This window comes from Dokdonia donghaensis DSW-1 (assembly GCF_001653755.1).
Lineage (GTDB): Bacteria > Bacteroidota > Bacteroidia > Flavobacteriales > Flavobacteriaceae > Dokdonia > Dokdonia donghaensis.
The window spans coordinates 1,585,261-1,608,253 of the sequence record NZ_CP015125.1 but is presented as its reverse complement, the minus strand read 5'-3'; the positions used below and the strand labels follow the sequence as shown (position 1 = coordinate 1,608,253).

The window sequence follows — 22,993 nt, the reverse complement described above, 5'->3', positions numbered from 1 at the left end:
CTCATTTCGGTAAAGTGTATAGCGATTAGTACATCAAATTGTAAAATACGCATTTGCCAAAGGGGCAATAAGCTATAACAGCAAGTTTTTAATATCTTACAGAAAGTGACGTGAGACATCTACTCAAATATGCCTTATAGACGTACTTAATGCGCGATGTGAGAAGAATTACGCTTTCGCGAAAGCGTATATATAAATAGTATTTGATTTGAGCTAAACAGGGCATTTACCCCTAGCCTATTGCGCGATTTCTGACGGAAATTTCTGACTTAACTCACTTTATACAAACCACTTATAGTGTATACATTTAGTCTTCATTAATTGGGGGATTAATATGAAACAAATTACTACTGCGATACGCATACTCTTGGTATGTGGTATCTTTTCGACTGCCATTGCGCAAACCGCACCGACTTTTACAGACTGTCCTGTTGCACCTATTACACAAATAAATGATGCTGGACTATGCGGTGCAAATGTAACATTTGCCACGCCTACACCAAACGATCCGGATGGAACGGCAACCTTTACGGTTACACAAATAGAAGGTCCAGCATCTGGAGACTTCTTTCCTGTGGGAGATACTACAGTAACCTTTGAGGCTACTGGCGATCCAGACGGAGTGGCAACTTGTACCTTCACAGTTACAGTAACAGATAATGAAGCACCAGTGGCAAACTGTATTGCTCCATTTACAATTACGTTAGATGAGGATGGCCTTGCAAGTATTACCACAGCAGATGTGGATGATACCGTAACACCTTCTTCTGACAATTGTCCAGACGCTGTATTATCACTTGACATAACCAGCTTTGACTGTTCTAACATAGGCGATAATACGGTAACGCTCACCATAACAGATGCCGCAGGAAATACAGATACCTGTACTACAACCATAACTGTAGAGGCAGGAGCACTTGATATTACCTGCCCGGCAGATATCATACTTAATCTTTCTGAGAATGTTGCGACGGTTACACCTGTCTCTGCATCTACATCATTCACAACTGTTTTCGGCAGTTCGCTTAACAATACCTATAACGGTAGTGGCTTATCAGAATTCCCAAGTTTTACTGCAACTCACGACGCTACAGTGCCTGCAAACTCCTTTATAGGTGGTGGTACTAGTGGTATCATAGAATATAGTTTAGGCGGTACAGAGCGCATAAATGGAATCTACATTTGGAATCAAAATGCAGGTGGCCCTGGTGCCTCAGGCTCATCTGGTATACAAGATGTTATTATAAGTGCTTCTACAAATGGGGCAGATTTTACACCTATTGCAGGCGGTCCTGGAACTTTTGCACAGGTAATAGCGAGTGATAACGCTACAGTGCAAGAATTTACTTTTGAACCTATTGATGCCTCGACTATACGCATAGAGGTATTATCTAATTATGGAGATGGCAACACAGGTCTGGGAGAAATCATTTTTTCTAGTATTACAGATGGTTGTGGAGCAGTTATAACATATGATGCACCTATAGTAGCTACAAATTGTGTGGCATCCACCGTTACTCAAACAACAGGATTTGCAAGTGGAAATCCTTTCCCCATAGGTACAACTACAAACACCTTTATTGTAGATGATGGAAATGGAAATACAGCAACTTGCTCTTTTGACATTACCATTATAGATGATGTGGCTCCTATCGCTATTTGTCAAGATATTACGGTACAGCTAGATGCAACGGGCTCTGTTACCATCACTCCTGAAGAAATAAACAATAGCTCTACAGATAACTGTGGTACGGCAACTCCAACCTTAGACATAACAGATTTTACGTGTGCAGATATAGGAGAAAATACCGTAATTCTAACCATAACAGATGACAATGGTAATAGTGCTACCTGTGAGGCTATTGTCACAGTAGAAAATACTGTAGTACCCACCGTAGTATGTCAAGATATTACAATAAGCCTTGATGATACAGGAGTAGCAACCATTGTAGCTGCAGATATTGATAATGGTAGTACTGTAGCTTGTGGAGCTCCTATACTAAGTGCAGACATCACAGAATTTAATTGTGAAAATTTAGGAGTTAATACCGTTACACTTACAGTTACAGATGATCAAGGTAATATAGCAAGTTGTGAAGCAATCGTTACGGTAGAGAGTAACAGTATTACAACCATCACTTGTCCAGCAGATATTACGCTTAATCTTTCTGAAGTGGCTACACCCATCATACCATCATCTGCTGGTACTAGTTTTACCACTGCTTTTGGGTCGAGCCTTACTAATACTTTTAATGGTAATGGACTTACCACTTTTCCAGATCTCAATTCTGACCACAGCTCTTCTGGAGTTACAAACTCGTGGATAGGTGAAGGAACCTCTGGCACAATCACTTTTAATCTTGGTGGTAGTCAGACCATAAGTGGCTTTTCTTTTTGGAATCAAAACAACGGAGGTCCTGGTGCTTCAGGAACTTCAGGCATTCAAAATGTCATTATCTCATCATCAACAAATGGAACAGACTTTACACCTATCCCTGGGGCGCCAGCAGTATTTGCACAAGTAACTGGAGATGGTCCTGTGGCTCCTGAGGTCTTTAACTTTACACCTATCATTGCTTCTAGTATTCGCATAGAAGTACAATCAAATTATGGAGATGGTAATACCGCTTTCGCGGAAATAGCATTTTCTGATGATACACCAGGTTGTGGTGCACTAGTAGCTTATGTAACGCCATTTTCTAATGCTGCCTGTAATGGCGGTGGTGAAGTAACACAAACAGCAGGATTACCTAGCGGAAGTGCTTTCCCAGTAGGAACAACCACAAATACCTTTGAAGTTACAGATGGCAGTGGCGGAACGCAAACCTGCTCATTTGATATTGTTATTACCGATAATGTAGCACCAGATGTATTATGCCAAAACATTGAGGTTCTTCTAGACGGAACAGGTAATGCTATCATCACAGCAGCCGATATTGATAATGGCACTACAGATAATTGTGGAGATGTAACCTTGAGTATTGATCAAGATACATTTACTTGTGCAGATGTAGGTACGCCAGTTACCGTGACGCTTACAGCAACAGATGTAAATGGAAACAGCGCTTCTTGTGAGGCGATTGTTACGGTTACCTCTAATGAACTACCGGTGGCCGTTTGTCAAGATATCACTATCCAGCTTGTGGATGGTATGGCAAGTATCACCCCTGCAGACATTGATAATGGCTCAGGATCTACGTGTGGTACTGCCGTAGAATTATCGCTAGATGTTCAAGAATTTACCTGTGAGAATCTGGGAGACAACACTGTAACGCTTACCGTGACAGATGCTTCTGGAAATACAGATACCTGTACCGCAATTGTTACCGTAGAAAATAATGAGCCGCTCGTAATTACTTGTCCGGCAGATATAAACATTAACTTATCTGAAGTCGCTACGCCTATCATTCCTAACTCGGCTTCTACTAGTTTTACGACGGCATTTGGTACAAGTCTCAATAACACCTTTGACGGTACTGGCCTTGATACGTTCCCATCTTTAGAAAGTGAGCACGCACCATCAAGTAATACCAACTCGTGGATAGGTGAAGGAACTACCGGAACTATAGATTTTTCTTTGGGCGCTGTGACAACCGTTTCTGGACTTGCCTTTTGGAATCAAAATGGTGGAGGTCCAGGTGCAGATGGAACTTCGGGTATTCAAAATGTGATTATCTCATCATCAACAAATGGAACAGATTTTACACCTATTCCTGGGGCGCCTACTTCTTTCACGCAAGTGATACCAAATACTGCTGCCGCACCAGAAATATTTAACTGGACACCAGTAATGGCGTCAACCATACGTATTGAAGTACAATCTAATTATGGAGATGGAAATACTGCCTTTGCAGAAATTGCTTTCTCAGACACCACCTCAGGATGTGGCGCAGTGATTACTTATGAAGGACCGTTTACAAATCAAGAATGTTTTCCTGGAAGCACTCTTACTCAAACCGCTGGATTTTCATCTGGAAGTGCATTCCCACTGGGTACTACTACCAATACTTTTGAGGTAGATGATGGTGCTGGTAATATCATTACCTGCTCTTTTGATGTGACAATAACAGATGATGTTGCACCAGATGTGGTATGTCAGGATATCGAAGTGGTACTTGATGAGACAGGAAACTTTGTAATCACAGCTGCCGATATTGATAATGGCACTACAGATAATTGTGGAGATGTAACCTTGAGTATTGATCAAGATACATTTACTTGTGCAGATGTAGGTACGCCAGTTACTGTGACGCTTACAGCAACAGATGTAAATGGAAACAGCGCTTCTTGTGAGGCGATTGTTACGGTTACCTCTAATGAACTACCGGTGGCCGTTTGTCAAGATATCACTATCCAGCTTGTGGATGGTATGGCAAGTATCACCCCTGCAGACATTGATAATGGCTCAGGATCTACGTGTGGTACTGCCGTAGAATTATCGCTAGATGTTCAAGAATTTACCTGTGAGAATCTGGGGGATAACACTGTAACGCTTACCGTGACAGATGCTTCTGGAAATACAGATACCTGTACCGCAATTGTTACCGTAGAAAATAATGAGCCGCTCGTAATTACTTGTCCGGCAGATATAAACATCAATCTATCTGAAGTCGCTACGCCTATCATTCCTAACTCGGCTTCTACTAGTTTTACTACGGCATTTGGTACAAGTCTCAATAACACCTTTGACGGTACAGGGCTTGATGCTTTCCCATCTTTAGAAAGTGAGCACGCACCATCAAGTAATACCAACTCGTGGATAGGTGAAGGAACGACTGGAACCATAGATTTTTCTCTAGGTGGTGTGACAACCGTTTCTGGACTTGCCTTTTGGAATCAAAATGGCGGAGGTCCAGGGGCAGATGGAACTTCGGGTATTCAAAATGTAATTATCTCATCATCAACAAACGGAACAGACTTTACACCTATTCCTGGGGCGCCTACTTCTTTCACGCAAGTGATACCAAATACCGCTGCCGCACCAGAAATATTTACTTGGACACCAGTAATGGCGTCGACCATACGCATTGAAGTACAATCTAATTATGGAGATGGAAATGCTGCGTTTGCCGAAATTGCTTTCTCAGACACTACCTCGGGATGTGGCGCAGTGATTACTTATGAAGGTCCGTTTACAAATCAAGAATGTTTCCCAGGAAGCACACTTACTCAAACCGCTGGGTTTGAATCTGGAAGTGCATTTCCACTGGGTACTACTACCAATACTTTTGAAGTAGATGATGGTGCTGGTAATATCATCACTTGCTCTTTTGATGTGACGATAACAGATGATGTTGCTCCAGATGTGGTATGTCAGGATATTACTATACAACTAGATGAAACGGGCAGTGCTTCTATACTTGCCGCAGATATAGATGGAGGTACTGCAGACAACTGTACAGATGTTACATTGTCTATAGATATAGACAAATTTGGTTGTGTAAACGTGGGCGAAAATATAGTAACCCTCACTGCAACTGATGGTAATGGAAACACCTCCTTTTGTGAGGCAATTGTAACAGTAGAAAATCTAAATACACCAGAGGCTATCTGTCAAAATATAACTGTAGAACTAGATGCTACGGGCATAGCAATTTTAGATCCTGTACTACTAGATGGAGGAAGCACTTTTGTTTGTGGGCCGCTTACTTATGAAGCAGATGTAACAGAATTCACCTGCGAAAACTTAGGTGAAAACACCGTCGTTCTTACGATTACAGATCCTCAAGGGAATACCTCAACCTGTGAGGCGATAGTTACCGTAGTAAATAATGAACCGGTAACCATAACTTGCCCAGATGATATTATTCTTAATCTTTCTGAGGCATTAGAACCTATAGCGATTACAAGTACTACTACAACTTTTACGGCTGCTTTTGGTAGTGAACTTTCAAATGCTACAAACGGCGCAGGGCTCACCGTCTCGTCAAGTACTACAGCTACACACGAGCCTACAACTCCGAGCAACTCTTTTATAGGAACCGGTACTACTGGAACATTAGATTTTAACTTTGGCAGTGAAACTCTTGTAAGCGGACTATCATTTTGGAATCAAAATGGTGGTGGTCCCGGTGCAAATGGTTCTTCTGGTGTTCAAAATGTTGTTTTTTCTTATAGCACAGATGGAACAAACTTTATCCCTATACCAGGTGCTCCATCCATTTTTGCACAAGTCACAGATAATGACTTTTCGGCACCAGAGATTTTTACTTTTGATCAGATAGCGGCTACGGTAATACGTATGGAAGTGACGAGTAATTATGGAGATAGTAATACCGCTTTCGCGGAAATAGTCTTTGCCGATTTATCGTCAGGCTGCGGAGCAATTGTCACCTACGAAGGACCATTTACAAATGCGCTTTGTGCTGGAGGTGGTGAACTTGTACAAACCGAAGGTTTTGCGAGTGGAAGTCCATTTCCGCTAGGAACAACCACAAATACTTTTGAAGTAACAGACGGCGCAGGAAACGTACAAACGTGCTCTTTTGATATCACTATAATAGACGATGTTGCGCCAAGAGCTGTATGCCAAAACATAACCTTAGAAGTAGACGAAACGGGTTCTATAGCAATTACTCCTGAAGATATAGACGGAGGCAGTACAGATAACTGTGGTGACATTACATTGTCAATAGACACAGATACATTTACCTGCGATAATGTAGGAGACAATATAGTTACCTTAACAGTTACAGATAGTAACGGCCTATCATCTTCTTGTGAAGCTATTGTAACTATTGTAGGGAGCGTTGCTCCTACTGCTGTTTGTCAAGATATCACACTACTACTAGATGCTGATGGCACAGCAACCCTGACTCCTGATCAAATAGATGATGGAAGCTTTGCCACTTGTGGATCATTTACACTTAGTACAGATATAACAACCTTTACCTGTGACAACTTAGGAGAAAATACAGTGATACTCACTGCCACAGATGCCTCTGGAAATAGCACTACTTGTGAAGCAATCGTTACTGTAGAAAATAATGAACCACTTGATTTAACCTGTCCGGAAGATATGATTATCAATCTTTCTGAAGTGCTAGAGCCAGTTATACCTACTAATGTAACGACAAGTTTTAATTCAGCCTTTGGTAGTAGTATACAGAATACTATTAACGGTGTTGGTCTTGCAACCTCACCAAGTCTTACTGCCACTCACGATGGAACTACAACAGACAATGCCTTTATAGGAGCGGGCACAACGGGAACTATAGATTTTGATCTCGGCACCGAAAGGACAATAACTGGTTTCTCTTTTTGGAATCTTAACGGCGGTGGTCCAGGTGCAAATGGCTCTTCTGGAATTCAAGATGTAAGTATCTCTTATTCGGTAGATGGGACAAACTTTATTGCGGTAGATGGAGCGCCGGCAGTTTTCGCGCAAGCGTTATCATCACAAGATGTAGCTCCAGAGACATTTAGCTTTACACAAATAGCTGCTACTGTTATACGCTTTGAAGTATTAAGTAATTATGGTGATGGCAATACTGGATTTGCAGAAATTGCTTTTGCAGACACCACGGTAGGTTGCGGGGCAGCAATTGTATATGAAGGTCCTTTTACAAATGTAGATTGTCTAGGTGGTGGAGAGCTTGTACAGACAGTAGGTTTTGCCAGTGGTAGTATTTTTCCACTAGGTACAACCACAAATACCTTTGAGGTAACTGATACAAATGGCACCACTCTGAGCTGTTCTTTTGATATTACGGTGATAGATGATGTAGCGCCAAGAGCAGTGTGTCAAGATATCACGATACAGCTAGATGAAACAGGCTCTGCAACTATAGAGGCGGCAGATGTAGATGGAGGTAGTACAGATAATTGTGGTGATGTGAGCATTGCTATAGACATAGATAAATTTGGCTGTGAGAATGTAGGAGAGAATATAGTAACCCTAACCGTTACAGACAGTAATGGATTAATCTCTACTTGTGAAGCAATTGTGACTATTGAAAATCCAAATATACCAGTTGCAGTTTGTCAAAACATCACACTAGAACTTGATGCTACCGGTGTAGGCATATTAGACCCTGCCTTACTAGATGGAGGAAGCACCTTTGTATGTGGACCACTTACCTATGAAGCAGATATCACAGAGTTTACCTGTGAGAATCTAGGCGAAAACACTGTTGTACTTACAGTGAGAGATCCTCAAGGCAATACCTCAACGTGCGAGGCTATTGTAACTGTAGTTAATAACGAGCCAGTAACTATTACGTGTCCAGAAGACCTCATTCTAAACTTATCTGAAGTACTAGAGCCTGTCACCATAAGTAGTACAACAACGAGCTTTAGTCCTGCCTTTGGTAGTGATATAGCAAATGCTACAAATGGAACGGGGTTAAGTACCACACCTAGCACCACAGCAAACCACGAGGCTACCACGCCTAGTAATTCTTTTATAGGAGCAGGAACTTCTGGTACAATTGATTTTAACCTTGGGGGAGAGACTCTTATAAGTGGCTTCTCTTTCTGGAATCAAAATGGCGGTGGTCCTGGTGCAAATGGCACTTCTGGTATACAAGAGGTAACAATGCTCTACTCTACAGATGGCACAACTTTTACTGCTATCCCGGGTGCTCCTACTACGTTTGCTCAGGTAACGACAAGTGAGTCATCTGCGCCAGAGCTATTTACGTTTGATCAAATTGCTGCTACCGTGATTCGTATGGAGGTGATGAGTAATTATGGAGATGGTAATACCGCTTTCGCGGAAATAGTCTTTGCCGACACTCCGTCAGGCTGCGGAGCAATTGTCACTTATGAAGGACCGTTTACAAATGCGCTTTGTGCCGGAGGTGGAAATCTTGTACAAACCGAAGGTTTTGCAAGTGGAAGCCCGTTCCCGTTAGGAACAACTACAAATACCTTTGAAGTGACTGACGGCACCGGAAATGTACAAACGTGTTCTTTTGACATTACCATTATAGATGATGTGGCTCCAAGAGCTGTTTGCCAAGCCATTACTATAGAGATAGGTGAAGATGGTACGGCCAGCATTACACCAGAAGATATAGATGGAGGCAGTACAGATAACTGTGGTGATATTACATTATCAATAGATACAGATACTTTTACTTGCGATAATGTAGGAGAAAATACAGTGACACTTACCGTTACTGATAGTAATGGTCTTACCGCTACTTGTGAGGCTATCGTTACTGTTATAAGTGACAGTCCTCCTACTGCTGTATGTATGGACCTTACCGTACAACTCGATGAAGACGGAATGGTAACCATCACCTCAGAGCAAGTAGATGGAGGTAGCTTCTCAAACTGTGGCACTTTTGAGCTTACACTAGATCAAGACACCTTTACTTGTGAGCAACTAGGTGAAAATATAGTAATACTTACTGCAACGAGTCCTAGTGGCGAGTTTACGACTTGTGAAGCTATTGTGACTGTAGAGAATACACAGCCGCTTAGTATAGAGTGTCCAGAAGATATTGTCTTTAATCTTTCTGAGGTATTGATGCCTGTAGAAGTTTCTAATGGCACGACATCATTTAGCCCTGCATTTGGCAGTGAGCTAGCAAAGGCCTTTAACGGCAGTGGTCTTGAGATGTCTCCTAGCCTAATGGCAAATCACGAAGCCTCGACGCCTAGTAATGCTTTTATAGGTACTGGATCGAGCGGTAGTATAGATTTTGATCTTGGACAAGAAACCATTATAAATGGATTCTCTCTATGGAATTTAAACGGTGGAGGTCCTGGAGCAGAAGGGTCTTCTGGTATTCAAGATGTAACTATACTCTACTCGTTAAATAACGTGACATATACAGTACTTCCTGAAGCGCCTACAGTATTTGCTCAGGTTACTACTTCAGAACCTGTAGGTCCAGAGGTATTTACATTTACTCAGGTGGCAGCTCGCTACATACGCTTTGATGTACAAAGCAATTATGGCGATGGTAATACGGGAATAGCAGAGGTCGCTTTTGCAGATGTAACAGATGGATGTGGCGCTATTGTAAACTACGATGGTCCTTTTGAAAATCTTGATTGTCTGGGTGGCGGTACTTTAGAACAAACAGCTGGTTTTGAAAGTGGTAGTCCGTTCCCGCTAGGAACCACTACAAATACGTTTATAGCAACTGACACTAACGGTAACGAGGTGACTTGCTCATTTACAATTACACTCATAGATGATGTAGCACCTAGAGCCGTTTGTGCACCTATAACTGTCGTGCTTGATGAAAATGGTATCGCAACCATTACCGCAGATGATATAGACAATGGAAGTTCTGATAACTGTGGTGATATTACTACCGCTATAGATATTGACACATTTACTTGTGAGCAACTAGGGGAAAACACAGTAGTGCTTACCGTAACAGATGCAAATGGAAATAGTTCGACTTGTGAAACTATTATTACTGTCGAAACCAACATAACACCTACAGCAATATGTCAAAATATTACTGTAGAACTAGATGAAGAAGGAATGATCACCATAGACCCAGTACAAGTAGATGGAGGCAGTACTGCTGTTTGTGGCGAACTAACATATGAACTAAATGTGTTTGAGTTTACTTGTGATAACTTAGGTGAAAACACTGTTATTCTAACAGTAATAGATGAGCAAGGTCTCACTGCTACTTGTGAAGCTGTAATAACAGTAGTTAACAACCAACCGATAGAAATTACCTGTCCAGAAGATTTAGTTATTAATCTATCTGAAATTTCTAACCCTATTGTACCTACGGGAGCTACTACAACATATAATAGCGCCTTTGGCAGTACACTTTCAAATGCAATAGACGGAACGGGGTTAAACACCTCTCCTAGCCTTACTACAGATCACGCTCCTTCTACTCCAGAAAATTCTTGGATAGGAGAAGGAAGTACTGGTACAATTGATTTTGATTTGGGAGCAGAGACAACCGTGAGCGGATTCTCTTTCTGGAATCAAAATGGTGGTGGTCCAGGACCGGATGGAACTTCAGGTATAAGAGATGTTTTGATTTCTTATAGTATAGATGGTAGTACGTTTATAGATGTAGAGGGAGCGCCTGCAGTTTTCGCGCAAGCGGAAGAAAACGCACCGAGCGCACCAGAGATATTTACATTTACCCCTATTACGGCAACTACAATCCGTATGGAAGTACTATCTAATTATGGAGATGGAAACACAGGTTTTGCAGAAATTGTATTTTCTGATGCGGCATCGGGTTGTGGGGCAATTATTTCTTATGAAGGACCATTTACAAATGAGAACTGTGTTGGCGGTGGTACCGTTACACAAACTGCTGGTTTTGCAAGCGGTAACCCATTCCCCGTAGGTACCACTACTAACACCTTTACTGTAGAAGATGGTAATGGTAACCTAGATACTTGTTCTTTTACTATCACAATTATAGATGATCTAGCACCTAGAATGTTTTGTCAAAATATTGAGATAGCCCTTGATGAAAATGGAATGGCAACCATAACTCCAGAAGATATTGATGGTGGCACAAGTGATAACTGTACGCCAGTAACTTTAAGTATAGATATTGATTCATTTACGTGTGAAAATCTTGGAGAAAACGTGGTTACCCTCACGGCTACAGATGAGAATGGAAATATAGCAAGTTGCGAGGCTATTGTAACGGTTACAAGTAGTGTTATACCGCAAATCACTTGTCAAGATATCACTGTTGAGCTTGATGAGGATGGTATGGTTACCATTGCACCAGAAGATGTACTTGCAGATACATCATCTACTTGTCTTATAGATAATTTAGAATTAGACATATCAGAATTTGGCTGTGCAAACACAGGTCCAAATGTGGTAATAGTTACTGCTACAGATAATGCTGGTAATACGGCTACTTGTGAAGCGATTGTGACAGTAATAGATGTTACTGCACCCACACCAGAATGTATGGATGCAACCATCTCACTAGATGAAAATGGTCTCGCAATTCTTACTCCAGAAGATGTAATAGGTAACCTGGTACCTGTACAGGGTATTCCTTTTACTGGTGACGGAGTGCCAGAAAGTATCCCGATGACAGCCACAGGAGGTACAAATTGTGCCGGAGGACCTACCACATCTACAGCAGCAGTAGATCTTGAGGGCACTATAGGTGACGCCTATCGCATTGCTACGGTCATTGTAGATCTGGATCACTCTTTTGTAGGTGACCTAGGCTTAACGCTTACATCACCACAAGGTACAGAGCTCGTACTCTCTGCAGGTAATGGCGGCAACGCACAGGGTTATGAAAATGCAACCTTTGATGATGATGGAGAAGATATCACAATGGTGGCGGGTCCAGTAAACGGAATTTATTCTCCAGAAGGAGGAACCTTTGCAGATACCTTTGCTGGTGAACAAATAAACGGAAACTGGAGTCTGTCTGTCTGTGATAATACGCAAGGTGACGTTGGTCAACTATTAAGATTTGAGATAAGCTTTGCAGATCCAAATGACGATCTTCTAGGAGTTCCTGATAACTGTACGCCTACTTCAGATATTGAGTTTGACGTAGACACTTTTGATTGTTCTCATCTAGGCGAGAATGTTGTAAATATTACCGTTACAGATGCAAAAGGTAATGTAGCCACTTGTACAGTAAATGTCACTGTAGTAGATGAAGCCCCACCTACGGCAATCTGTCAAAGCATTGTTGTTATACTTGATGAAGATACTGGTACAGCTAGTATAACACCAGATATGATAGACAATGGTAGTACAGACAACTGTGGTGGAGAGGTAACACTCAGTCTAGACATAACAGAATTTGGTTGTGCAGATGTGGGAGAAAATATCGTGACACTCACCGTTACAGATCAAAACGGAAACACTGCCACTTGTGAAGCGACTGTTCTTGTAGATGCAGATGATTTTGGACTCATCTCTTGTCAAGAAGATTTTACCGTAGAGGCAGATCTCTTTGACCTTTATGAGATAGAAAACTACATAGAATCACTTACAGATAACTGTGGTGGTGGCACCTTTACAAACGTCTCTCAACAACCTGTTGCTGGCACGATCATAGATGCTCCTCAAGAGGTTCCGGTAACGCTTACAGGTTTTGATGAAGATGGAAATATGGTTACCTGTGAGTTTACAATCACAGTGACTAACAACCCGCTAAGTGTAGATGATTTAAGCTTACGCGAAAGCGACATCATACTCTTCCCTAACCCTACGCGAGGAGACATTACTCTCAAGAACTTGAGTAATACTCCACTAGATTATATGGTTATAACAGATATAAGAGGTCGTATTGTTGAGCGTATAGAATTATCTAGTAGCGGTATAAACACAAACATATCACTTAGATATTATGAAGCTGGAGTATATTTTATGCACATAACGGCAGGGCAAACACAACTTGTAAAAAGAGTTGTAAAAAAATAACAACTAACCAATCTCCCTGCTTTAGGCCTCATTTTTAAAAAGAAGATGGGGCCTTTTTTTTTCAATTTGTATCTTCACAGCACAATCCAACCACCCTATGAAAAAAGTTATCGTACTCATCGCCATCTCTATCCTTAGTTTAAGTTGTGGAGAGCACAAAGACAACCCAGATAATACAGACTTTACAACCCTCTTTGAAAAAAGCGGTGGTACAGAAACACCTACTTATGATGAGGTGATTACATTTTATCAAGATCTTGACAAGGCATACAGATCTATAAAAACCTACGAAGTAGGAATGACAGATGCAGGTAAGCCCCTCACCCTAATCACCTTTAATCCTAATCGTAGTTTTGATAGTGAGTTTTCTGATGATATAGATGTGCGCCGTATTCTCATAAATAATGGCATACACCCGGGAGAGTCAGACGGGATAGATGCAACAATGATGCTTATGCGTGACCTCGCACAAGGCAAGATAGAAGCGCCAAAAGACACTTGGGTAAGTGCCATCGCCATATACAATATAGGAGGTGCTCTTAATCGTAACAGTACATCACGTACAAATCAAAATGGGCCAAAAGAATATGGTTTTAGAGGTAATGCAAGAAACTACGACCTCAACCGCGATTTTATAAAACGTGATACAAAAAACGCACAAGCCTTTGCAGAAATCTATCATATGATATCTCCAGACGTTTTTATAGATAATCACGTGAGTAATGGCGCAGACTATCAGTACACCCTTACCCATCTTTTTACACAACACAATAAGCTAGGCGGTGCTTTAGGTAACTACGTGCACGACACTTTCCAGCCTATGCTTGAAGAAGATCTTAAGAGTAAAGACTGGGAAATCACTCCTTATGTAAACGTTTTTAATAGTGTTCCAGAAAAAGGTTTTAGCCAGTTTATGGACTACCCTCGTTACTCAACGGGCTTTACATCACTATGGAACACCATAGGGCTTATGGTAGAGACACATATGCTCAAGCCTTATAAACCACGTGTAGAAGGTACATATGAGTTAATGAAAAGTGTATTAAAACTCACTGCTCAAAACGGAGATCAGATTAAAAAAATACGTGCAGAGGCTTTTAACGCTTTCGCGAAAGCGGAAACTTATCCCGTACAATTTGCTCTAGACACAACAAAAACCACAACCTTAGAATTTTTAGGCTACGAGGGAGAAATGATACCAAGTAAAATCACAGGAAAAGAACGCCTCAAATATGATAGAACAAAGCCTTTTACCAAAGAAGTAACCTACTACGATTACTTTAAACCTACTAAGGAAGTACGTGTACCTAAGGCATATGTCATACCTAGAGGCTACCGGGACATTGCTCTTATTCTCAAAGACAACAACATTAAGTTCAAACAGCTTAAAAGAGATACTACGTTTACTGGAGAAGTATACCACATAGATACCTATGACACTCGCAAGAGTGCTTACGAGGGTCATTATTTACACTACAACACAGCTGTAAAAACTACGAGCCAAGAAGTAACTGTGGCAAAGGGTGGCTATCTCGTGCCTACAGATCAAGATGGAATACGCTACTTGCTAGAAACCCTCGAGCCGGAGGCTACAGACAGTTTCTTTAACTGGAACTTTTTTGACACCATATTGCAACAAAAGGAAGGATTCTCACCATACGTATGGGAAGACAAAGCACTCGAAGTACTTAAACGTAACCCACAATTACAAATTGAATTTAACCTCAAAAAATCACTAGAACCGCAATTTGCCGAAAACTGGTATGCCCAGCTAGACTGGCTTCATAAAAAATCACCTAACTATGAGAAAGCGCACCTACGCTACCCTATCGTTAGGATGCTTAACTAGATATGTACTCGGGAAGATGAGCTTGATATTTTCGTAAGATTTATCAAGCGCTTTTTGTGCCTTTTCAAAGTTGAGCCACTTTGCTTTTTTTATACCCTCTTTAGTTTGCGGCACAAGAGCCTCTGTAGAGCTTGTATGCATCTCAAACCAGAAAGTCTCTTTAAGTCTAAATTTACCGTTGCGTTTAAAAACGTGATAAGTAATCTCAAGCGGTCTCTTAATAGTAAGTCCTTTTACTCCGGTCTCCTCCTCTACTTCTCTCAGAGCGCATTCTTCTATGCCCTCTTTCTTTTCTATCTTTCCTTTAGGGAGGTCCCACCTGCCGTTGCGGTGTATAAAAAGAATTTCCTTTTTGTCATTATAAACAAGCCCACCACCCGCTATGACGAGCTTAAGCTTCTTGCGTAAATGTTTAAGAAGCTTTTCTTCTTTAGGGTGATATAGATTGATGTATAGCTGTTCTCCCTTGTATAGTTTTTTGATTAATTTTTTAATCTTAACCGTCTTAATCGGAATCGTCTTATACTGTTTACCTATTACCTTTTCGGTAGATAGAATAATAGGAATATCATTGACAAAAACTTTATACATTTGCAATATGATTTTAGACAAAGAAACGGCAAAAAAAACTGCCGAATTGCTTTTGCAAATTAATGCAATAAAACTACAACCGCAAACTCCTTTTACGTGGGCTTCTGGTTGGAAATCTCCCATTTATTGCGATAACCGTATCACACTGTCTTACCCAGCAATACGTAACTACATACATCAAGAGATGGCAAAACAAGTAGAGTCTATCTACGGTAAGCCAGATGCGATAGTCGGCGTTGCTACGGGAGCGATAGGCATTGGTATGCTTGTTGCAGATTATCTTAATGTACCTTTCGCTTATGTACGCCCTGAGCCCAAAAAGCACGGACGTAAAAATCAAATAGAAGGTCACCTAGAGCCTAACAGTAATGTAGTGGTAATAGAAGATCTCATAAGCACCGGTAAGAGTAGCCTTATGGCAGTAGAAGCGCTAAAAAACTCTGATATGAATGTAAAAGGGATGCTAGCCATATTTACTTATGGGTTTGACACAGCAGCTACAAATTTTGAAGAAGCTGGCGTTGCACTTAATACTTTAAGTGATTACTCGCACCTATTATTACAAGCTCGCGATACAAACTTCATAACAGAAGCGCAGCAAGAAACCTTAGAAAACTGGCGTAAAGACCCAGCAAACTGGGGATAATTATACATATTAAAAAAAGCTAAATGAACTTAGAGAGCCCAGTAAAAACTTTAGATAAATCTCAAGAAGAGGTGTACAGTTTCTTGATGAACATTGAGAATTTTGAAAAATTAATGCCAGAAAACACCAAATTTGAAAAAATAAGCGATACCCGTTTCTTATTTGGTCTTAAAGGAATGCCAGAGATTGTATTAGATCTTAAAGAAGGTATACCACACAGTAAAGTAGTACTAGGCGCTGCCAGTGACAAAATTCCTTTTGAGCTCACTGCAGATATTAAAGAACTAGAAGCCTCAAAAACAGAGGTACAACTCCTTTTTCAAGGAGAATTTAATGCAATGATGGCTATGATGGTAAAGGGACCTATCACAAAATTTATAGGTACACTTTCAGAAAATATGGATGTAATTGCATAAAGCAATTTATTTTAAATAATTCGTAAAAATCAAAGAAGTCCTACAATCTTGAGCAATCTAGATGGTAGGACTTTTTTATATGCTTATTTTTACGTGATAAAATTTACCCAAGATGGCAGATATTAAGAAGCTAGAAGCATTTGTAACACAAGTGCGCAGAGACATTGTACGACAAGTACACAAAGTAAGTTCAGGTCACCCTGGAGGATCCTTAGGATGTGCAGAATTTATTTCGGTTCTCTATCAAGAACTAATGGAACGTAAAGAAGGATTTGATATGGACGGTATAGGAGAAGATCTCTTTTTCTTATCAAACGGTCACATCTCTCCAGTTTTTTATAGCGTACTAGCTCGTTCTGGATATTTTCCGGTAGAAGAACTTAACACTTTTAGATTGCTAGACTCACGTTTACAAGGTCACCCTACTACACACGAAGGGCTACCAGGAGTGCGTATAGCCTCTGGATCTTTAGGTCAAGGACTAAGCGTTGCCGTAGGTGCTGCTCAAGCAAAAAAACTAAACAAAGATAACCACACCATCTATGCACTTATGGGCGATGGAGAGTTACAAGAAGGACAAAACTGGGAGGCAATTATGTATGCCTCTGCAAAAAAGGTGGACAACCTTATTGCCACAGTAGACCTTAATGGCCAGCAAATAGACGGTAGCACAGACCACGTACTTGATTTAGGAAGTGTGCGTGCAAAGTTTGAAGCCTTTGGGTGGATTGTTTTAGATATAGAAAAAGGAAATGACATTCAGGCCATTGTATCTGGAATGAACGAGGCAAAAGCCGCGTCTGGTCAAGGTAAACCTGTCTGTGTGTTATTACACACAGTTATGGGTAACGGTGTAGACTTTATGATGGGCACTCACGCCTGGCACGGTAAAGCTCCTAATGATGAGCAACTCGCTAGTGCACTAGATCAAAATCCAGAAACACTAGGCGATTACTAAACCTTTTCTTATTACGCTTTCGCGAAAGCGTACCAAAAACTTTTACAATGAAAACATACGAAAATACAGGCAGTAAAGACACAAGATCAGGTTTTGGCGCAGGAATGACAGAACTAGGTAGAACAAACCCAAATGTGGTTTCTCTTTGTGCAGACCTTATAGGATCTTTAAAAATCCAAACCTTCATAGATGAAAATCCTGAGCGCTTTTTCCAAATAGGAATCGCAGAGGCAAATATGATGGGTATCGCCGCAGGCCTTACCATAGGAGGTAAAATACCTTTTACAGGTACTTTTGCAAACTTCTCTACAGGTCGTGTTTACGACCAGATAAGACAGTCTATAGCCTACTCCGGTAAAAATGTAAAGATTTGTGCATCTCACGCGGGTCTTACGCTAGGTGAAGATGGTGCAACACACCAAATACTAGAAGACATAGGTCTTATGAAAATGTTACCAGGTATGACAGTAATAAACACCTGTGACTATAACCAGACCAAAGCCGCTACAATAGCCCTTGCAGACCACGTAGGTCCGGTTTATTTACGTTTTGGCCGTCCGGTAGTACCTAATTTTACTCCAGCAGATCAAACATTTGAAATAGGTAAAGCCGTACAATTACAAGAAGGTAATGATGTGACAATTGTTGCAACTGGTCACCTAGTATGGGAAGCGCTAGAGGCTTGCAAAGTCCTTAACGAGAAAGGAATCACGGCAGATGTAATAAACATACACACCATAAAACCACTAGATGCAGAGGCAATTATTAAGTCTGTAAAAAAGACTGGATGTGTCGTGACTGCAGAGGAGCATAACTTTCTAGGAGGTCTAGGTGAGAGTGTTGCTAGAGAGCTATCACTTACGCATCCAGTACCACAAGAGTATGTCGCTACGGAAGACACCTTTGGTGAGAGTGGAACTCCAGCACAACTTATGGAGAAATATGGCCTTAATACAAACGCGATTATTAAGAAAGTAGAAAAAGTGATTTCAAGAAAATAATAACGTATACCATACGTTTTTGATATATGACATAGGCAGTATGATTGTAACATACTGCCTTTTTAATTGTCTCTACATTAATCAATAAAACATCCATTATGAAAAAAATCATTGTCGCCGTACTACTTTTATCAGGTATTACAGCATTAAGCCAGAGTACAGGTTTTGGTATAAAAGGAGGACTTAACTATGGGTCTGTAGGTGATCTAGAGTTTACCTCAGAATTTGCAAACAGTACTTTTAATGAAGAAAATAAAACAGGTTACCACGCTGGTATTTTTTACAAAGCAAAGTTTGCTGGCCTTATTATACAACCAGAAATTTTGTACACACAGCTCAACACCGAGTATGTGAACAAGAGCTTATCTTCAGAAAAATTTGATTATGAGTTATCAAAAATAGATATTCCCCTTCTTGTAGGTTTTGATATTATAGGTCCTATTAATGTAAAAGCGGGGCCATCTTTTCAGTATATTCTTGAAAATGGGTTTGAAGAGGCAGACATAGATTTTGAAGATCCAGAAAACTCTTTTACAGTAGGTTATCAACTAGGCGTGGGTGTTACCCTAGGCCAGCTAGGTATAGACCTAAGATACGAAGGAGCCTTTACAGACAACACCATAATCACAGAGACCCAGGTTGAAGATAATAGCGCAGGTTTTCAAGTAGATGCGAGACCTTCACAATGGATTTTAAGTCTCTCATACGCTTTTGATAAGAAGAATTAAAACACGCTTCAAAAACTGTTATAAAACACCTCATCTGGGGTGTTTTTTGCTTTTTAAAGAATGACCATTGTACTATTTTCTATAATTAATTTAGCCGTAGCGTCTCACCGAAAATGGATGTGATAAATTTAATCTAACTAAAAAACCCACATTGTGATGTACAATGTGGGTTTTTATTACGCTTTCGCGAAAGCGGTATACCGTCTACTAGCTATCTGAGTCTAGATAATCTGGTGTACCGTCTCCATCTGTATCTGTGTAAGTGATTTCACCCGTAAGAGTATTTACAATAATTTCGTCTATTGTAGGTCTTCCATCGCCATCATCATCTGTGTCTAAGTGATTATTTATACCATCTCCATCTGTGTCTAGTAGGCTCACAAAATTTCCGTCTTCGTCTAGTACTATTTCAAGCCTAGTTAGTACTCCATCATTATCATCATTAGGATCTCTAAAGGCTGGTACGGCGTCACCATCTGGATTATCTGCTTCGTCAAAAAGGAATCCATTATTATCTATATCTTCATTTATAGTAATAATACCATCACCGTCGTGATCTGTAATTACAACATCAAACACAGAAAAAGTAAACACTATAGATCCGTATAAACTAATATCTGCCGGAGGCTGATTAAAGTAAGCAAGACCAGAAGGCACAAACACAGCTCCTATTCCATAATCTTGGTTAAAAGAAGTAGTTCCATCTGGCTCTACTGTAAAGCCTGAAGCTCCTCCAAAACCTACATTATTATCTTCTGAAACTGTACTTAATAAATTTACAGAAGTTCCTAACCCGTTTGCAAAACCGTCGATAGTGGTAGGAAGGTTAAGCCAGATAGGGTTAACAGTAGCGTCAAAAGTTTCTCCGTAAAGATTGAAACCCTCATATGCTATTAAGGTAGAATCTGTAAAAGTTGCTACAGGCTCTACTCCACTACCCTCTCTTACTTGTAAGATATATAGTGAGTTATCTGTATCAAATCTATTATATTGCTTTTTCTTAAGCTCTGGTCTGTTTATTAATGGTGTTTTATCACTATTATCACCAGCTATAGTGTCAAAAACTATTTTATAATCAAAATCTGCAGGTGGATTTTCAAACTCTTCATAATTGTAAAAGTGAGTAGAAAGGTACTCTACTAGCAACTCATCATCTTCTATAGACTGCTCGCCACGGTCTCTTACGGGAACCTCTATAAGGTCATCATCATTATTAGGACAAGCTACACAAACTAGTAAAACCAGCACTAAACCAAGGTAATTTCTTAATTTCATCAATATTATTTTAAGGAGCGCAAGATACAATTTTGATGTATTTTTGCACATTACTTTACAGTTATTAACGCTGTTTTAGGGCTTTTTATATGCGAGTAGACAAATATTTATGGTGTGTGCGTTACTTTAAGACGCGATCTATAGCCACGGCTGCCTGTAAAAAAGGGCAGGTAAAAATGAATGGAGCTTCTGTAAAACCATCGCGAGATGTGTATCCTACAGACAAGATCTCTGTGCGAAAAAATCAAGTCACCTATATTCTTGAAGTTCTAGACCTACCAGAAAGTAGACTGGGGGCAAAACTAGTAGGAATGTATGTACAAGATCATACTCCAAAAGAAAATCTAGAAAAATTAGAACTTCTCAAATATTCAAAAGACTATTACCGCAAGAAGGGGTCTGGTAGACCTACTAAAAAAGATCGTAGAGATATAGATGATATATATAATAATGATTCCTTTTTTAGTAGTGACGAAGAGGAATAAGCAGGATATTAAATATCTTTATACCATAAGCAATTTCAAGTATGAAAGTTAAGTTGGAAAAAATACTAGATCACACAGCTATACAGCATAAAACAAAACGTATAGCGTTTCAGATTTACGAGAGTAATGCAAATGAAGAAGAGATCATACTTGCAGGTATAGCAGATAATGGCTACAAATTTGCAGAACGTCTAGCCAAAGTACTTTCTGAAATCTCACCTTTACAAACCAAGCTTTGTAAAGTATCTATGAATAAGAAAAAACCTTTAGGCACTGTAGAAACCAGTATGTCACCAGAGGAATATAAAGATAAATCTGTGATACTTATAGATGATGTACTAAACTCTGGTACAACGCTAGTATACGGTGTAAAGCATTTTCTTGATGTACCGCTCAAGAGATTTAAAACCGCAGTACTTGTAAATAGAAACCACAAAAAATACCCTGTTAAAGCAGACTTTAAAGGTATTTCTTTAAGTACTTCTCTCAATGAGTCTGTAAAAGTAACTTTTAGAAAAGGTAATGATACTGCTGTATTAGAATAAAGACTCCTGTATACTATCTAAAACGTCTTTAGGACTTTGATCTTCTATTTTTAGAACTAGATCTGACTGGTTGTAATAAAAACCTCTTTCAAATAAGTGCTTTCTAACATAATCTTCTAGATCTTCATAAGATTGCATACTAGCGATGAGAGGGCGCTCTTCTTTTGCAGACCATAAACGTTGAGCAAGTGTTTTAAAGTGCCAATTAAGATATACCGTTTGCGCATCACTATCCTTTAACAACTGGAGATTTGTACCATAACAAGGGGTACCTCCTCCTAATGCAACAACGACCTGCTCAGATTCTTCTTCTAAAAGTTGTTGTAAGTAACTAGACTCTGCTTTTCTAAAATATATTTCTCCCTTATTTTTAAAAATCTCAGAGATACTCATCCCCTCTTTTTGAGTAATGTAGGTATCAAAATCTATAAATTTATAAGAAAGCACTTCGGCAAGTAGCGGTCCTATGGTTGATTTTCCAGACCCCATATAACCTACTAGATATATTTTCATAAGCGAACTTGTTGAGAAACAAAAGTATATATTAATCTAAAAAAAAGATTGAAAATTTTAATTAAAACACTTGGCAGTAAGAATTAATTAACTGTATATTTGCACCCGCATTAAGGCAATGACCTGGTAGCTCAGTTGGTAGAGCATCTCCCTTTTAAGGAGAGGGTCCTGGGTTCGAGCCCCAGCCAGGTCACTTATAAGTGCAAACCTCTGTCTAACGATAGAGGTTTTTTTTATGTGTCACCGCTAAAAAAACGTTCTTAAAATAATTACATAATAAGCCCAAAATCTCAAAAGAAGATTTTATATTTGCACCCCGTTAAAATAACGACCTGGTAGCTCAGTTGGTAGAGCATCTCCCTTTTAAGGAGAGGGTCCTGGGTTCGAGCCCCAGCCAGGTCACTTTAAAAGCATAAACCTCTATCTAACGATAGAGGTTTTTTTATAGAACAGTTTTATCCTACCTTAAAATATCTGTGGATTAATACACAAGTTTCATAAGAAGCTTTTATATTTGCACCCGCATTGATAAAATGCCGCTTTTCTACCCGGGTGCTGAAATTGGTAGACAGGCACGGTTGAGGGCCGTGTGCACTAGTTGCGTGTGGGTTCAAGTCCCATCCCGGGTACAA

The 22,993-nt window shown here is 40.1% G+C and carries 12 protein-coding genes and 3 tRNA genes; 12 read left to right on the top strand and 3 right to left on the bottom strand.

Going from position 1 to position 22,993, the window contains the following annotated elements:
• The first annotated feature begins 334 nt into the window (after nt 1–334).
• Nucleotides 335–13,354 (top strand): HYR domain-containing protein, encoded by a 13,020-nt coding sequence (locus I597_RS07085; protein ID WP_035327852.1) that lies wholly within the window; start codon nt 335–337, stop codon nt 13,352–13,354.
• A gap of 97 nt (nt 13,355–13,451) precedes the next feature.
• The gene (locus I597_RS07080) at nt 13,452–15,203 is read left to right on the top strand and encodes a M14 family metallopeptidase (RefSeq protein ID WP_035327851.1); all 1,752 of its coding nucleotides are present in this window, start codon (nt 13,452–13,454) and stop codon (nt 15,201–15,203) included.
• Here I597_RS07080 and I597_RS07075 read toward each other — a convergent pair.
• Nucleotides 15,171–15,794 carry an NUDIX hydrolase gene (locus I597_RS07075; protein ID WP_035327850.1) on the bottom strand — a complete coding sequence of 208 codons (624 nt, stop codon included), beginning with the start codon at nt 15,792–15,794 and terminating at the stop codon, nt 15,171–15,173. The genes I597_RS07080 and I597_RS07075 overlap by 33 nt on opposite strands.
• Before the next feature lie 7 nt (nt 15,795–15,801).
• On the opposite strand from I597_RS07075, the gene pyrE reads away from it, so the two are divergent.
• The 5 genes from pyrE to I597_RS07050 all read left to right on the top strand — a co-directional run bounded on the left by pyrE (nt 15,802) and on the right by I597_RS07050 (nt 19,543).
• Nucleotides 15,802–16,440, top strand: coding sequence for an orotate phosphoribosyltransferase (pyrE, locus tag I597_RS07070; protein WP_035327849.1), 639 nt, complete (start codon nt 15,802–15,804; stop codon nt 16,438–16,440).
• Nucleotides 16,441–16,463: 23 nt separating this feature from the next.
• Complete coding sequence (locus tag I597_RS07065; RefSeq protein WP_035327848.1) at nt 16,464–16,856, top strand: SRPBCC family protein; 393 nt, start codon at nt 16,464–16,466, stop codon at nt 16,854–16,856.
• A gap of 112 nt (nt 16,857–16,968) precedes the next feature.
• A complete protein-coding gene (locus I597_RS07060; RefSeq protein WP_035327847.1) occupies nt 16,969–17,814 on the top strand; it encodes a transketolase in 846 nt (281 codons plus the stop codon).
• A 47-nt stretch (nt 17,815–17,861) separates the two neighbouring features.
• Nucleotides 17,862–18,815 (top strand): transketolase family protein, encoded by a 954-nt coding sequence (locus I597_RS07055; protein WP_035327843.1) that lies wholly within the window; start codon nt 17,862–17,864, stop codon nt 18,813–18,815.
• A 98-nt stretch (nt 18,816–18,913) separates the two neighbouring features.
• On the top strand, nt 18,914–19,543 hold the full coding sequence (locus I597_RS07050) for an outer membrane beta-barrel protein (RefSeq protein WP_035327842.1): 630 nt from the start codon (nt 18,914–18,916) through the stop codon (nt 19,541–19,543).
• A gap of 207 nt (nt 19,544–19,750) precedes the next feature.
• On the opposite strand, the gene I597_RS07045 is transcribed toward I597_RS07050, so the two are convergent.
• On the bottom strand, nt 19,751–20,818 hold the full coding sequence (locus I597_RS07045) for an FKBP-type peptidyl-prolyl cis-trans isomerase (RefSeq protein ID WP_035327841.1): 1,068 nt from the start codon (nt 20,816–20,818) through the stop codon (nt 19,751–19,753).
• Nucleotides 20,819–20,907: 89 nt separating this feature from the next.
• Between I597_RS07045 and I597_RS07040 the strand changes: the two genes are divergently transcribed.
• Entirely contained in the window at nt 20,908–21,303 is a 396-nt protein-coding gene (locus tag I597_RS07040; RefSeq protein ID WP_035327837.1) for an RNA-binding S4 domain-containing protein, read from the top strand.
• A gap of 41 nt (nt 21,304–21,344) precedes the next feature.
• On the top strand, nt 21,345–21,848 hold the full coding sequence (locus I597_RS07035) for a phosphoribosyltransferase family protein (RefSeq protein ID WP_035327834.1): 504 nt from the start codon (nt 21,345–21,347) through the stop codon (nt 21,846–21,848).
• On the opposite strand, the gene I597_RS07030 is transcribed toward I597_RS07035, so the two are convergent.
• Nucleotides 21,840–22,361, bottom strand: coding sequence for a shikimate kinase (locus I597_RS07030; RefSeq protein ID WP_035327831.1), 522 nt, complete (start codon nt 22,359–22,361; stop codon nt 21,840–21,842). The genes I597_RS07035 and I597_RS07030 overlap by 9 nt on opposite strands.
• 120 nt (nt 22,362–22,481) lie before the next feature.
• On the opposite strand from I597_RS07030, the gene I597_RS07025 reads away from it, so the two are divergent.
• The 3 genes from I597_RS07025 to I597_RS07015 all read left to right on the top strand — a co-directional run bounded on the left by I597_RS07025 (nt 22,482) and on the right by I597_RS07015 (nt 22,990).
• A tRNA-Lys gene (locus I597_RS07025) sits at nt 22,482–22,554 on the top strand.
• 136 nt (nt 22,555–22,690) lie between these two features.
• Nucleotides 22,691–22,763, top strand: a tRNA-Lys gene (locus I597_RS07020).
• Nucleotides 22,764–22,907: 144 nt separating this feature from the next.
• Nucleotides 22,908–22,990: transfer RNA gene (locus I597_RS07015), tRNA-Leu, on the top strand.
• Nucleotides 22,991–22,993 lie beyond the last annotated feature (3 nt).